This window comes from Aureimonas frigidaquae, from assembly GCF_001463905.1.
In the GTDB taxonomy this organism is placed as follows: Bacteria; Pseudomonadota; Alphaproteobacteria; order Rhizobiales; family Rhizobiaceae; genus Aureimonas; species Aureimonas frigidaquae.
This window is the reverse complement of sequence record NZ_BBWR01000002.1, coordinates 542,243-556,420: the sequence shown is the minus strand read 5'-3', so window position 1 is coordinate 556,420 and position 14,178 is coordinate 542,243. Positions and strand designations below refer to the sequence as shown.

General features: G+C 65.1%; 16 protein-coding genes. 2 read left to right on the top strand and 14 right to left on the bottom strand.

Annotated elements, in window-relative coordinates; genetic code table 11:
- On the bottom strand, positions 1-708 hold the full coding sequence (locus tag AUL30_RS02585) for a retropepsin-like aspartic protease family protein (RefSeq protein ID WP_062226253.1): 708 nt from the start codon (positions 706-708) through the stop codon (positions 1-3).
- 159 nt (positions 709-867) lie between these two features.
- On the opposite strand from AUL30_RS02585, the gene AUL30_RS02580 reads away from it, so the two are divergent.
- Positions 868-1,353: an Lrp/AsnC family transcriptional regulator gene (locus tag AUL30_RS02580; protein WP_062226252.1), complete on the top strand. Its 486-nt coding sequence runs from the start codon at positions 868-870 to the stop codon at positions 1,351-1,353.
- A 30-nt stretch (positions 1,354-1,383) separates the two neighbouring features.
- Here AUL30_RS02580 and AUL30_RS02575 read toward each other — a convergent pair whose 3' ends face one another.
- From AUL30_RS02575 to moaA, 9 genes are all read right to left on the bottom strand, one after another.
- Positions 1,384-2,262: an NAD(P)-dependent oxidoreductase gene (locus AUL30_RS02575; protein WP_062226251.1), complete on the bottom strand. Its 879-nt coding sequence runs from the start codon at positions 2,260-2,262 to the stop codon at positions 1,384-1,386.
- A gap of 60 nt (positions 2,263-2,322) precedes the next feature.
- Positions 2,323-3,114 carry an ABC transporter permease gene (locus AUL30_RS02570; protein WP_062226250.1) on the bottom strand — a complete coding sequence of 264 codons (792 nt, stop codon included), beginning with the start codon at positions 3,112-3,114 and terminating at the stop codon, positions 2,323-2,325.
- A complete protein-coding gene (locus AUL30_RS02565; protein WP_062226249.1) occupies positions 3,111-3,821 on the bottom strand; it encodes an ABC transporter permease in 711 nt (236 codons plus the stop codon). The genes AUL30_RS02570 and AUL30_RS02565 overlap by 4 nt, the downstream gene beginning before the upstream one ends.
- Positions 3,822-3,893: 72 nt before the next feature.
- Positions 3,894-4,691: an ABC transporter substrate-binding protein gene (locus AUL30_RS02560; protein WP_062226248.1), complete on the bottom strand. Its 798-nt coding sequence runs from the start codon at positions 4,689-4,691 to the stop codon at positions 3,894-3,896.
- 105 nt (positions 4,692-4,796) lie between these two features.
- Entirely contained in the window at positions 4,797-5,402 is a 606-nt protein-coding gene (mobA, locus tag AUL30_RS02555) for a molybdenum cofactor guanylyltransferase (RefSeq protein ID WP_157069813.1), read from the bottom strand.
- Positions 5,399-6,598: a multidrug effflux MFS transporter gene (locus tag AUL30_RS02550; protein WP_244490680.1), complete on the bottom strand. Its 1,200-nt coding sequence runs from the start codon at positions 6,596-6,598 to the stop codon at positions 5,399-5,401. Before AUL30_RS02550 ends, mobA begins: the two co-directional genes overlap by 4 nt.
- Positions 6,598-7,521: a DMT family transporter gene (locus AUL30_RS02545; protein WP_244490679.1), complete on the bottom strand. Its 924-nt coding sequence runs from the start codon at positions 7,519-7,521 to the stop codon at positions 6,598-6,600. The genes AUL30_RS02550 and AUL30_RS02545 overlap by 1 nt, the downstream gene beginning before the upstream one ends.
- A 254-nt stretch (positions 7,522-7,775) precedes the next feature.
- Positions 7,776-7,988 carry a YMGG-like glycine zipper-containing protein gene (locus AUL30_RS02540; RefSeq protein WP_062226246.1) on the bottom strand — a complete coding sequence of 71 codons (213 nt, stop codon included), beginning with the start codon at positions 7,986-7,988 and terminating at the stop codon, positions 7,776-7,778.
- A gap of 145 nt (positions 7,989-8,133) precedes the next feature.
- Complete coding sequence (gene moaA, locus AUL30_RS02535) at positions 8,134-9,156, bottom strand: GTP 3',8-cyclase MoaA (RefSeq protein WP_062226245.1); 1,023 nt, start codon at positions 9,154-9,156, stop codon at positions 8,134-8,136.
- Positions 9,157-9,275: 119 nt separating this feature from the next.
- On the opposite strand from moaA, the gene AUL30_RS02530 reads away from it, so the two are divergent.
- On the top strand, positions 9,276-9,635 hold the full coding sequence (locus tag AUL30_RS02530) for a gamma-butyrobetaine hydroxylase-like domain-containing protein (RefSeq protein ID WP_062226244.1): 360 nt from the start codon (positions 9,276-9,278) through the stop codon (positions 9,633-9,635).
- Here the strand turns inward: AUL30_RS02530 and AUL30_RS02525 are convergent.
- The 4 genes from AUL30_RS02525 to AUL30_RS02510 all read right to left on the bottom strand — a co-directional run bounded on the left by AUL30_RS02525 (position 9,632) and on the right by AUL30_RS02510 (position 14,168).
- Entirely contained in the window at positions 9,632-10,372 is a 741-nt protein-coding gene (locus AUL30_RS02525) for a peptidase (protein ID WP_062226518.1), read from the bottom strand. The genes AUL30_RS02530 and AUL30_RS02525 overlap by 4 nt on opposite strands.
- 114 nt (positions 10,373-10,486) lie before the next feature.
- Positions 10,487-11,428: an alpha-E domain-containing protein gene (locus tag AUL30_RS02520; RefSeq protein WP_062226243.1), complete on the bottom strand. Its 942-nt coding sequence runs from the start codon at positions 11,426-11,428 to the stop codon at positions 10,487-10,489.
- Between the two features lies 1 nt (position 11,429).
- Positions 11,430-12,839, bottom strand: a complete 1,410-nt coding sequence (locus AUL30_RS02515; protein ID WP_062226242.1) for a circularly permuted type 2 ATP-grasp protein — start codon at positions 12,837-12,839, stop codon at positions 11,430-11,432.
- 180 nt (positions 12,840-13,019) lie between these two features.
- Positions 13,020-14,168 carry a DegT/DnrJ/EryC1/StrS family aminotransferase gene (locus tag AUL30_RS02510; protein ID WP_062226241.1) on the bottom strand — a complete coding sequence of 383 codons (1,149 nt, stop codon included), beginning with the start codon at positions 14,166-14,168 and terminating at the stop codon, positions 13,020-13,022.
- Between the last annotated feature and the right edge of the window lie 10 nt (positions 14,169-14,178).

Here is a 14,178-nt window from a genome sequence, read left to right as displayed (position 1 = left end):
TCAGTCCGTCAGGATCATCCTGTCGCCCCGGAACTCGACGGAGGCGAGCTGCCCGAGGAAGCTCATGCCGAGAAGGCCGACGCCGATGGCATCGTTTTCGGTGACGAGGGCCGTGACGTTGCGCCGCTCGATCGGGCCCACCGCAACGGTTTCGAGCCGGATCATCGCGGCATTGGCGATGCCATTGGCGGTCCGCACCTGCGCCGAGTAGGAGAGCTTGTCCGGATCGACGCCGATCCGGCGGGCCGTCTCCCTGTCCATGGCAAGCATGCTGGCGCCGGTATCCACCAGGAAGGGAAGCTCCACCCCGTTCACGACGGCATCGACATGAAAGTGATTGTCGAAGCCCCGGCCGACCGACACTTGAAGCGCGTCTCCCTCACGGCTCGTCGTCATATGGCCGGGCACCAGCGCGCCCATGAAGCGCTCACCGAAGGCTTTGAACTCGGTTCCATAGGCATAGGCGCCGATCAGGAGCACGAAGGCGCCCGTCCAGAACAACGCATTGCGAACTGCGGTGCCGAGATGGCCGCGAAACATGACGATGACGGAACTGCCGAGCACCGCGACGATGGCGCCGAGATAGACGAGCCGCGCGAAATCATCCTGTGCCAGGCCGCCGATCATGCCATCCGTATCGGTGATGAGGAGGAAGAGGCCGGCGCCGATCAACGCCAGGGTGAACAGGAGGACTGCGCCGCTTCTCATGATCCTTGCGTGTTTCCCTGTCCTGGCGCTCGCCGGCTGTGCGATGATCTTTGCAGATAGGCATGGACGGGGCTCGAGGCAAAGGCAGCGCTTGCGAAAGCAGCCTCAACCATGCACAAGCGGACATCATTTTCCCGTGCCGCGACCGGATACACGCCCATGGATCGCCTGGATAAAAAGATTTTACGCCTCCTGCAGGAAGACGCCACCCTTGCGGTCGCCGACGTGGCAAAGCGTGTCGGCCTTTCGACAACACCCTGCTGGCGGCGCATCCAGAAGCTCGAGGAAGAGGGCGTCATCAAGCGCCGCGTGGCGATCCTCGATCCGCAGAAGGTGAATGCCCGGGTGACCGTCTTCGTGTCGGTTCGCACCTCCTCGCACAGCAATGAGTGGCTGCTGCGCTTTTCCGAGGTGGTGGCCGAGTTTCCCGAGGTTGCGGAATTCTACCGGATGAGTGGCGATATCGACTATCTCCTGCGCGTCGTGGTGCCGGATATCGCCGCCTATGACAGTTTCTACAAGCGCCTCATCGCCAAGATCGAGATCCGCGACGTCTCCTCCTCCTTCGCGATGGAGCAGATCAAGTACACGACCGAACTGCCGCTCGACTATCTCATCCTGGACAAGGATCAGCGGGACGCCTGACCACGGCGTCCCGGACCCGGCCGTGCTGCGTCAATCGTCTTTGCGCTCCAGCCGGGCCAGCAGGGACGAGGTATCCCAGCGCCGGCCCCCCATGGCGATCACCTCTCCATAGAACTGATCGACGAGTGCGGTGACCGGGAGCGTCGCGCCGTTGCTGCGTGCCTCGTTCAGGCATATGCCGAGGTCCTTGCGCATCCATTCGGCTGCGAAGCCGAAATCGTACCGCTGCTCGATCATCGTGGCATGGCGGTTTTCCATCTGCCAGGAACCGGCCGCGCCCTTGGAGATGACGGCGATGACCGCCTCGATGTCGAGCCCGGCCTTGCGTCCGAAATGAACCGCCTCCGCCAGGCCCTGGACCAGGCCGGCAATGCAGATCTGGTTCATCATCTTGGCGAGCTGGCCCGAGCCGGCCGGCCCCATAAGCCCGACCATGCGGGCATAGGCATCGATGACGGGACGGGCCGTATCGAAGATCGATTGCTCCCCGCCCACCATGACGGTGAGAACGCCGTTCTCCGCCCCGGCCTGTCCGCCCGATACGGGCGCGTCCAGGAAGCCTGCATCCTGCGCCTGGCAGGCCTCGGCCAGTTCACGCGCCAACTCGGCCGATGCCGTGGTGTTGTCGATCAGGATCGCGCCCGGCTTCAGGCCCGCAAGGATGCCATCATCGCCATAGACCACCGAGCGCACATCATCGTCGTTGCCGACGCAGGTGAAGACGAAATCCGCTCCTTCAGCGGCGGCGCGCGGCGTTTCGGCAGCGCGGCCACCATAGGTTTGGGCCCAGCTCTCGGCCTTGGCGGCAGTGCGGTTGTACACGGCGACATCGTGCCCGCCCTTGCGAGCCAGGTGACCGGCCATCGGGAACCCCATGACCCCAAGGCCGATATACGCAACATTCGCCATGATTGAACCTTTCCTTGCAAATCGTCTGTGCCGCGCCGCCGGTTGCGGGCAGGGCGTCTTCTAGCGCTTCAGATGCCGCGTCAGCCGGCGTTCGGCAAGGGCGGTCAGGTTCCGCACCGTTTCCACGATCAGAAGGTAGATCAGCGCCGCCCAGACATAGGCCTGGAAATCATAGGTCTGGCTGTAGGCCCGACGCGTCACGCCGAAAAGATCGAAGATGGTGATGATCGCGATGATCGCCGACGCCTTGGTGACGAGGATCACCTCGTTGGCATAGGGCCGCAGCGCAACCATGAGCGCCTGCGGCAGGATGATCTTCACGAAGGCGAGCGACGGGGAAATGCCGAGGGATCGTGCTCCTTCCCACTGGCCGCGCGGGACGCTGCGGATCGCCCCACGCAGGATCTCTCCCTGGTAGGCGGCGGTGTTGAGGGACATGGCGAAGATGGCGCAGTACCAGGCGTCGCGGAAGAACCACCACAGGCCGACGCTTTCGAATGCGCCGCGAAAGCTGCCGAAGCCGTAATAGATCAGGAAGATCTGCGCGATGAATGGCGTGCCGCGAAAGAAGCTGACATAGGCATAGGCGATGCCCCGGATCAGCCGGTTGCCGGACATGCGGCCGAAGGCGAGCGGCACCGACAGCACCGCCCCGCACAGGAAGGACAGGACGACGAATTGCACCGTGACCCAAAGGCCATCGAGGTAGCGCATGCCGTAATTGGCCAGGAAGGCCGGGTTCCACGAGGCATGAAGATAGACGGCGATGCCGATCGCCACAGCGGCCCAGAAGCTCAAGGCCAGCGCCCCGGCAAGGCCAGGGCGGCGACGGCGCAAAGCGGCGGCGCTCATCGGACCACCTCGCCGCGGCGGGTCCAGCGCTCGATGCGGCCGACCCCGATGTTGGATACGAAGGTCAAAACCAGGAAGATCACACAGGCAAGGCCGAAGAACAGGAAGGGCTCGCGCGTCACACGCGCCGCCACGCCCGTCTGGCGCAGAATATCCGCAAGGCCGATCACCGATACCAGCGCCGTATCCTTCAGGAGGTTCTGCCAGCAATTGGTCAGCCCCGGCAGGGCATGGCGCATGAGCTGGGGGAAGGTGATCCTGTAGAAGATCGCCCACCGGTGCAGGCCGAGGCTGCGGCCGGCTTCGGCCTGACCGGCCGGAATGGCCTGGAAGGCCGACAGGAAGACTTCCGACGCATAGGCGGAAAAGACGAGGCCGAGCGCCAGCATGCCCGCCAGGAAGCTGGATATGGTCAGCGCCGGCAGGCCGCTCGCCCCCGTCAGTGCGTTCAGCGCCGATTGCCCGCCATAATAGACGAGGAACAGCGTCAGAAGCTCGGGCAGGCCGCGGAAGATCGTCGTGTAGATATTGGCCGAAAGCTGCAGGCCCGGATCCTCGCTGCGCTTGGCAAGCGCCATGACGAGGCCCACCACGAGCCCCAGCGGCAGTGTCGCGAGCGCCAGGGTGACGGTGATGACGATGCCCGATACGATCTCGTCGCCCCACCCTGCATCGCCATAGGCGAGGAGGGCCGTCAGCTCGTTCATGGGTGGAGCCTCATCTGCATGCGGGGCCAGGCCGGCGCGGTGCACGGGCGAACCCGCGCACCGCGCGCTCGATCATTCGCCGTAGACGTCGAAGTCGAAATACTTGTCCTGGACCTTCTTGTATTCGCCATTCTCACGGATGGCGACGATGGCCTCGTCGAACATGGCCTTCAGCTTGTCATTGCCCTTGCGCAAGGCGATGCCGAGGCCGGGGCCATAGATCTCTTCCTTGACGGGAAGCTGGGTCAGGAGCTTGCAGCAGGCGCCGGCATCGCTCTTCAGCCAGTCGGTCAGGACGACGATATCGTCCGTCACGGCATCGACACGGCCGTTCTCGATGTCGAGCTTGTATTCCTCGGCCGTCGGGTAGACCCGCACATCCGCATCCGGGAAGTAGGCTTCCGCGGCCTGAGCATGGGTCGTCCCGCCCTGGGCGCCGATGGTCTTGCCGGCAAGGGACTGCGGCGTCGCCTCCGTCAGCTCGCTGTCCTTGGGCACGGCGATGGCGCCGGGCGTGTTGTAGTATTTGTTGGTGAACAGGACCTGCTCGGAACGCTCGGGCGTGATCGACATGGAGGCGACGATGGCGTCGAAGCGGCCGTTCTGCAAAGCCGGGATGATGCCGTCCCAGTCGGAGGTGACGAAGGTGCAGGTCACCTTCATCTGCGCGCAGAGCGCCTTGGCGATATCGACGTCGAAGCCCTCGACCTCACCGGCCGCGTTGATGAAGTTGAAGGGTGGGTAGGCACCTTCCGTGCCGATCCGGACTTCGGTCCAGGTCTTGTCCGCGTCGGAGTCCTGCGCGCTGGCGGGACCGGAAAGAACGGCGATTGCCGCGGCGGCCACCAGGAGCCGTTGGATCAGGCGCATAGGGTCGTACCTCATGATCTTTGCTGCGGTTCGGCACGGTTTGTAAGCGTGCCGCAGAATGGTGCGATAGTGCCGTTTCTGCGCCAAATGGCAAGCCGACTCGGCTCAGGCGTTCCGTGGCGGCACACTGGCCGCGACGGCAAGATCCTGCGGCGTGTTGACGTTGAAGAAGGGATCGATCGGCCCGGCCACCGGGAAGTCCACGACGCGCCACTCCTCAGCGCCGATGAAGGCCCGCAAGGCCCGCCGTTCGGTGCCGTCCATCCATGTCCGCAACCCGGCCAGAACGGTCATGGGCCACAGCGCCGCCGTCGGGTGCAGTTGGCCGCCGCTGGCCGCGACGGCGATCCGCCCGTCCGTGCCCGTGGTCATGGCGCTGACGAGATCGCGCGGCAGAAAGGGCGTGTCGCCGGGCACGGACAGAATGTGGGTTACCTGTGGAAAAGCCGTGGACAGGTGTGCATAGGCTGCTTCCAGCCCGGCCAGGGGCCCATGGCTCGATGCCCGCAGATCACGGATGACCGGCCAGCCGAGCGCTTCGAGCCCTCTGCCTGCGGGGCCGCTGACAAGGATCGGATCGAGCCCGGCCAGCGCACCGGCGGCATGGGCCGCGAGGGGCCGCCCGTGCAGGAGCGTCAGAGGCTTGAGACGGTGCGGCGTGCCCATGCGTGTGCCGGCACCGCCTGCGAGCACCAGGCCGGCGATCATCATGCCGATGGCCGCCAATGGGCGCACAGGACGGCGCCGATCCCGAAGACGGCCATGAGCGCCGCCACCGCGACATGTGAGTGCGACAGGGCGGAGGCCATGGCGGAGGCTGCCGCCCCGCCGCCGATCTGCACCGCGCCCAGAAGCCCGGCTGCGGCGCCCGCCGCCTGGGGCCGCACCGAAACGCCGCCGGCGGTGGAGGTCGGGACGGCGAGCCCGTTGCCGAGCCCGACCAGCAGCATGGGCAGGAACAGCGCTGCCGCCGACAGGTGCCCACCGAGGAAGAGGACGAGTGGCGGCAGGGTCGCCAGGAAGGAGACCCAGGTGCCGGCGCGCATGAGGCGTTCGATGCCGAGGCGGGACGAAAGGCGCCCGGTCAGGAAGTTGCCGAGAATATAGCCGAGCGAGCAGGCCATGAACCAGATGCCGTAGCCGGCCGGGCTCATGGCAAGGCGATGCGAGGCGATGAAGGGCGCTCCGCCCAGAAAGGCGAAGAAGACGGCAGAGATGAGCGTGGCCGTGCCGGCGTAGCGCCAGAAGGCGGCCGAACGCAGGAGCAGGCGATAGGCCCCGAACTGGACGAGCACCGGCGCGCCGATGGAGTGCGCCGTTTCCGGCAGCTTGGCCACGATCATCGCCAGCGTGACCACGCCGAAGGCGGCCAGCAGCCAGAAGACGGACTGCCAGCCGAAGGCGCTGTCCATGATGCCGCCGATGGCCGGGCCGATCAGCGGGGCGACCGCCAGCCCCATGGTGACGTAGCCGATCATGCTGGCCGCACGATCACGGGCGAAGAGATCCCGCACGATGGCCCGGGATACGACGATGCCGGTGGCGCTGCCCGCCTGCACGATGCGGCCGGCCAGGAACAGGGCGGCGCTATCCGCATAGATGCACATAAGCGTGCCGATGAGGAAGAGCACCATTCCCGCCAGCATGACGGGCCGGCGGCCATAGCGATCGGACAGGGGACCTGCGATCAGCTGCACCGTGGCCACCGTGACGAGGTACAGGGAAAGCCCCAGCGCCACGGTGGATGCGGAAGCCGACAGATCGCCCGCGATCGACGCCATGGAGGGAATGAAGATGTTGATGGCGAGCGGCGACAGGGCCGAGGCAAGCACGAGCGCCAAAACCAGAAGGGCGGGCGGGCGTTCCTGCCGAACGGACTTCAGCGCCTGTGCGGATCGCATATCCATCAGTGAACCTGTGCTTTGATCGGCTTGACGACGCGCCGTCGACGCTCGCGATAGATGGTGTAGAGGCCGGAGCCGACCACGATGATCGAGCCGACGACCTCCCAGAGGTCGGGCAGTTCATTGAAGACGAGGAAGCCCATCAGCACCGCGAAGACCAGCGCCGCGTAGCGGAACGGAGCGACGAAGCCTACATCCCCGCGCCGCATGGCCGCGACGATCAGGATGTAGCCGCAGGACAGAAGCACCGCCGCCACCGCCATGAAGGTCACGTGGAGGGGCTCGAAGGGCGCCATGCCGACGAAGGGCAGGGCGATCCAGCCGAGCGCGGTGATGGCGGTCGCCGTGATGGCCGCCACGGTGATGGACGACAGGCCGCGGGGCATGCGGCGGGTCGCCAGGTCACGCGCGGCCGAGGACACCACCGACAGGAGAACGGCGATGGAATAGATGGAGAAGCCCTCCATGCCCGGCCGCACGATGATGATGACCCCGATGAAGCCGATGAAGGTCGCCACCCAGCGGCGCCACCCGACGCTTTCGCCCAGGAAGATCGCGGCGCCGACGGTCACGACCAGGGGCAGGGCCTGGTAGATGGCCGAGGCGTTGCCGATCGGAATGTTGGCCAGCGCCAGCATGTACAGGAAGGTCGTCACGGCATCGGCGATCGTGCGCAGGATGACGTAGGGATTGCTCAGGACGCTGAGCGAGGGGAGGACGCCGCGCACCCAGGCGATGGCGAAGAGCAGAAGGCAGACCATGACGCCGCGCATGGCGATGACCTGCGCCAGAGGCAGATCCTGCATCACGATCTTGGTCAGCGTATCGTTGATGACGAAGAGCGCCGTCGACCCCATCATCAACAGGCTGGCATTCAGATTGTCGCCGGCACTGGCGCCTTCGACGGAGGGGCGGAGGGTGGACACGAATGCACCTTGGGCGCGGCGAGCGTGAAAAACCGCCCCATGCCGCCTCCCGAGGGCGGAAACGGGGCTCCGATGGAAGGCTTTGCGGAACGCAAGTGCCCGAACGGGCCGCCACTGATAAGTCTTACGATCTAATCGCGGCTAGGGCGAGAGCCAGATACGAAAAATGCCGCCACGAAAGCGGCGGCATGATCGGCACGACATAGGTGCAGGACGGCACGGCGCGCGGGGCAGGCCCGCGTGCCACCGCCATATCAGTAGGTGTTGCGGCCGATCAGGGCGCCTGCGCCGGCGCCGCCCAGGCCGCCGATCAGGGCACCGGTGCCACCGCCGACGGCATTGCCGATCGCCGCACCGCCGACGCCACCGATCGCCGCGCCGCTCACCGTACGCTCGGTCTGCGTGCAGCCGGCGGTGATCATGACGACGGCTGCGAGAGCCAGGACGGGCTTGATAGACTTCTTCATAGTGCTGAGAACTCCCCTGGGGTCCAATGTGTGTGCCGCCCGATGCGGGCGCTGTCCGCGGAACGGCAGAGTCCCCCACACGTTCCAACACGGATAAGTGTGCAAGCAATGCGGATAAAATGGGGCGGCGGTGTGCGCGACGGTCTCAACCGCCGGTGAGCGACATGGTTCGCGACGTCGCCGGCTGCCGCGTCGCGCGGTCGATGACGAAATCATGCCCCTTGGGTTTGGTCGCAATGGCCGAATCAATGGCGGCGTGGAGCGCGTCGTCGGCTTCCGATGCGCGCAGGGGGCCGCGCAGGTCCGCCTTGTCCTCCTGGCCGAGGCACAGGTACAGGGTGCCGGTGCAGGTCACGCGGACGCGATTGCACCCTTCGCAGAAATTGTGCGTCATGGGCGTGATGAAGCCGAGCCGGCCGCCGGTCTCGGCAACCTCGAAATACCGCGCCGGCCCGCCGCTGCGATAGGTCGATTCCCGCAAGGACATGCCGTGCCGCTCCTGCAGGCTGGCGCGCAGATGCGAAAGCGGCAGGTAGCTGTCGGTCCGGTCCTCGCCCGTTTCGCCGAGCGGCATGGTTTCGATGAGCGTCAGCCCCATGCCACGGCCGTGCGCCCAGCGGATCATGTGGGGGATTTCACCCTGGTTGAAGTTCTTCAGGGCCACGGTGTTGATCTTTACCGCGATGCCGGCCGCCTGGGCGGCGTCGATGCCGGCCATGACGCGGGAAAGGTCGCCCCAGCGCGTGATCTGCCGGAACTTGTGATGATCCAGCGTGTCGAGAGAAATGTTCAGGCGCTCCACGCCGCAATCGGCCAGTTCGGCCGCATGGCGTTCGAGTTGCGTGCCGTTGGTCGTCAGGGTCAACTCCTGCAGCGCACCGGTGACGCGGTGACGGGACAGCGAGCGGACAAGGCTCATCAGGTTCTTGCGTACCAGCGGTTCGCCACCCGTCAGGCGCAGACGCTTGACGCCGCGCTCGATGAAGGCGGAGGCCAGGCGATCGATCTCTTCCAGCGTCAGAAGGTCTTTGCGGGGCAGGAACTCCATATGCTCCGGCATGCAGTAGACGCAGCGCAGATCGCAGCGATCCGTCACGGAGACGCGCAGATAGGTAATCGCCCGGCCGAACGGATCGACGAGTCCGGGGCGGGGCGGGGTATCTGTCATTGCCGGAAAATGCGCCACGCAGGCTCCCAAAGGTCGCGAACTTGTCCTGAATTTGGAAGCGCGGTAGGCCGGGGTCAAGGTGCGGGTCCGTGCGCGACCGCCCGGAAGGGAAAAGAGTGATGAGCCAGACCGTACCGCCGCCCAAGGGGATCGTGGTATCGCGGGACCGCAGGAGCCTGAAGCTGATCGACGCCGAGGGCCGGGAAAATACATTTGCCGCCGAACTTCTACGGGTGAGTTCGCCCTCGGCGGAGGTGCAGGGCCATTCACCCGAGCAGCGCGTCACCGTCGCCGGCAAGCGCGACGTGACGATTCGCGATGTCCTGCCCGTGGGCCATTACGCAATCCGCATCGTCTTCGACGACGGGCACGATACGGGCCTCTTCACCTGGTCCTACTTCCACGACCTGGCCGGCCGGCAGGAGGCGGTCTGGAATGCGTATCTGGAGGCGCTGGCGGCCAAGGGCCTGTCTCGCTAAGCGTCCTTCGGAACGAAGGGGGGGAGCCTGTCGAACGCATCCTTGAGCGCGAAGGACCATCCGTTCGCAATGGTCTGGTAGTAGGGGTCCCGCTCGTCGAAACGCTGGTGATACCCCGCCTCGAGCGCATCGGTGCGATAGGTCTGCAGATCGATGGGCATTCCGACGGACAGGTTGGACTTTATGGTCGAATCGAAAGACACGAGCATCAGCTTGACCGCATTCTCGACCGACATGTTGGGATCGTAGGTCCGCACGATGATCGGACGGCCGTATTTGTGCTCACCGATCTGGAAGAAGGGGTTGTCCTCTCCGGCCTCGATGAAGTTCCCCTCCGGGTAGATCATGAACAGGCGCGGCTTACCGCCCTTGATCTGACCGCCGAGCAGGAACGTGCCGGCAAAGCGGCTGTCGGCCTGCTGCCCCGTCGGCGTCGTGTAGGAAATGACTTCCTTCAGAGTCTCGCCCACCAGCATCGCCGTCTGGAACATGGACGGCTGCTCGAAGAGCGAAGGGTTGCGCTGGGACGGGTGCAGCCCCCGCTCTTCCAGGAGCGAGATCGTCGCTTGCGTGGTGGCCAGGTTGCCGGCCGACAGGAGGCAGAGGAACCGGTCGCCCGGACGCGACCAGACTTTCATCTTGGTCACGGTGGAAATGTTGTCCACCCCCGCATTGGTGCGGGTGTCGGACATGAAGACGAGGCCCTTGTTCAGAAGAAGGCCGACGCAATAGGTCATGGTCTTGAACCTGCGCAGGAAAAGCGGACGCATGGCCCCGGCAGGCCATCCTCATGATCTATAGGCCAGGCGGGCCGCTCATTCCAGCAATCCACAGGGTGTCTCCACAGAGCTTCAACTGTGAAAACGATATGCGCGGGCAATTTCGTCCGACAGGCGGTTGTTGTCGACGATAAAGGCTTCGAGGAACTCGTGCAGCCCGCCATCGATGATATCCGTCACACTGGCTTCTTCCAGGCGCTGGGCGATCCGGCGTGCGGTCGCATGGGCTTCCACCTCGCCGTCGTGGACGCGGCTGAGATAGCCCAGGCTCTCCTCGATCAGCCGGTAGCAATAGGCGAGCGATCGCGGCATGCGGCGGTTCAGGATCAGGAAATCCATGATGTCCACGGCCTTGAACTCCGCGTCGTATTCCCAGGCATAGGAGCGCAGGGCCGATACGGAGCGCAGGATCGAGCCCCACTGGTAATTGTCGAGCGAGGATCCGACCGAGGAATGCTGCGGCAGCAGCACCCAGTATTTCACGTCCATGATGCGGGCCGTATTGTCCGCCCGCTCCAGGAAAGTCCCGAGATTGCAGAAATCGAAGATCTCGTTGCGCAGCATCGTTCCGTAGAAGGAACCGCGGATCAGGGCGCAGCGCTGCTTGACCAGTTCCAGGAGCGCCGGCAGGTCGTCCACCGGGCGCGAAAGCTTGTCGCGCAGCAGCATCCAGCTTTCGTTGATCGCTTCCCACGTCTCCCGCGTGAGGGCGGTGCGGACCATGCGCCCGTTGGTCCGGGCAATGGCCATGGAGTTCAGGATGCTCGACGGATTGGCCGGGTCACGCAGCATGAACTCGGTGATCGTGGCGGCGTCAAACTCCGTGTGCTGGGCCTTGTAATCGTCGAGAACGCCGGTCGTGACCAGAATGGAGTTCCATTCCTCCGCCTCGCTGGACAGGTTGGTCAGGGAAAGGCGCAGCCCGGCATCCATCAGCCGGGCCGTGTTCTCGGCGCGCTCGATATAGCGCTGCATCCAGAACAGCCCGTTTGCAGTACGTCCCAAAAGCGGCATGTCAGTCCTCCAGAACCCAGGTGTCCTTGGTGCCGCCGCCCTGGCTCGAATTGACGACCAGGGAGCCTTCCTTCAAGGCCACGCGGGTGAGCCCGCCGGGTATGATCTTCACCTTGTCGCTGACGAGCACGAAGGGCCGCAGGTCCACATGACGGGGCGCCAACCCGGCTTCGGCCAGGATGGGCACGGTGGACAGCGCCAGGGTCGGCTGTGCGATGTAATTGTGCGGATTGGCGCGCAGCTTGGCGGCGAAGGTCTCGCGCTCTTCGCGGCTGGCGGCCGGTCCGACGAGCATGCCGTAGCCGCCGGAACCGTGAACTTCCTTGACCACCAGTTCGGCCAGATTTTCCAGGACATAGGCCAGCGTATCGGGTTCGGCGCACCGATGCGTCGGCACGTTCTCCAGTATGGCATCGCGGCCCGTATAGAAGCGGACGATCTCGGGCATGTAGGAGTAGATGGCCTTGTCGTCGGCGATGCCGGTCCCCGGCGCGTTGGCGATGGTGATTCCGCCGTTGCGGTACACCTCCATGATGCCGGGCACGCCCAGCAGCGAATCGGGATTGAAGGCGAGCGGGTCCAGGAAGGCGTCGTCGACCCGGCGGTACAGGACGTCGATCGGCAGATAGCCCTGCGTCGTGCGCATGGCGATGCGGCCGTCGATCTTCTTGAGGTCCGATCCCTCGACCAGTTCCACGCCCATCTGATCGGCCAGGAAGGCATGTTCGTAATAGGCGGAATTGTGGATGCCCGGCGTCAGGACGGCGATGCGCGGCGTGCCGCCGCAGGCGCTGGGCGCCACGCGGGACAAGGAGTGGCGCAGATGGCGCGGGTAGTTTTCGACCGGGCGCACGCGGTTCTGCGCGAAGAGCTCGGGAAACATCTGCATCATCGTTTCGCGGTTCTCGATCATGTAGGACACGCCCGACGGTGTGCGGGCATTGTCTTCCAGGACGTAGAACTGGCCTTCGCCCGTCCGCACCAGATCGACGCCGATAATGTGCGTGTAGACCCCACCCGGCGGGCTGAAGCCCTCCATCTGCGGCAGGTAGGCGGCATTGCGCTCGATCAGGCTGGCGGGGACAACCCCGGCCCGGACGACCTCCTGATCGTGGTAGATATCGTGCAGGAAGGCGTTGAGCGCGTTCACGCGCTGCTCGATGCCTTCCGCGAGCGGCGCCCATTCGGCGCCCGATATGATCCGCGGCACGAGGTCGAACGGGATCAGCCGTTCGGCGGCTTCCTGCTGGCCATAGACGTTGAAGGTGATCCCCGTGCGCCGAAAGAAGCCCTCGGCCTCGCCGGCCTTGCTGGCCAGCGCCTGCGGGTCCTGCTGCTCGAACCATCGTTGGAAGCGCGTGTAAGGGGCGCGCACCGTGCCATTATCCACCAGCATCTCATCGAATGGCATTCGGCATAATCCCCATTGGTCCCGCGCCGCATGATGGACGACGATATGTTGAGAATGTCGCACCGACGGCAAAAGCCAAGCCCGATAATGGGGCCTTATCCCTTTTTGTAAGGTGGCAATAGACCGCGGGTAGCAGGCTGCCCACGGCTTAGGCAGCCTGCCGCACGATCTGCCGGCCCGTCAGGCAGCGCGTGCGTCGTCCAGGGCCGCGCGGGCCGCGTCGATGATTCGCTGCTGCGTATCACGCTCGAGGTACGGGTGCATCGGGAGACTCACCACCTCCTCGCAAAGCGCGTCGCAGACGGGCAGGGCGCCCGACTCGACCGGGTAGGAGAGATAGGCCGTCTGCTTGTGCAGCGGCTTGCCGTAATAGATCACGGTTGGAACGCCGGCGTCTCGCATGCGGGCCATGAACTGCGCGCGCCGCCCGCCCCGGATGCGGATCGTGTACTGGGCATAGGTGGATACGGCCCCGTCCATGATCTCCGGCGTGATGACGAGGTCCCGCAGGCCCTTTTCATAGATTTCGGCCACGCGCTGGCGGGCGGCGATCTCTTCGTCGAAGAGCGGCAGCTTTTCCAGAAGAACCGCCGCCTGGAACGTGTCGAGACGCCCGGTAATGCCGATCCGGACATTGTCGTAGCGGTCCGTACCCTGGCCATGCACATGGAGCGAGCGCATGATGGCATCCAGCTCGGCATCGTCCGTCTGGACGGCGCCGCCATCGCCATAACAGCCGAGCGGCTTGGCCGGGTAGAAGCTCGTCGCGACCACGTCGGCGAACCGGCCGGCCTGCTCGCCGTTCAGCGTCGAGCCGAAACCCTGTGCCGCGTCGGAAATCAGTTTGAGGCCGTAGGTGTCGGCAATGGCGCGAATGGAGGGGTAGTCGGCAATCTGCCCGAACAGGTCCACCGCGATGATCGCTTTGGGGGTCAGCTTCCCGGCATCGCGGATCTGCAGAATGGCCCGGTCCAGGCTTTCCGGGTCCATGTTGAACGTGTCGGGAAGGACGTCCACGAAAACCGGGCTCGCACCCACCAGCGCGACGACCTCCGCCGTTGCGGCGAAGGTGAAGCTCGGCACGAAGACCGCATCGCCCGGCCCGATCTGCCAGGCCATCAGCGGCAGCATCAGGGCATCCGTGCCGGACGCGCAACCCAGCGTATGCGCCAGGCCGGCATAGTCGGACAAGGCCGCTTCGAGCTCCTTCACATCCGGGCCCAGAATATAGGCGCCCGTATCCATGATGCGGGCGAGCCGCGCATCGATGCGGTCACGAATGCGCCGCTGCTGCGCTGCCAGGTCGATGAAGGAAATCGGGTCTTGCATGGTGGCTGTC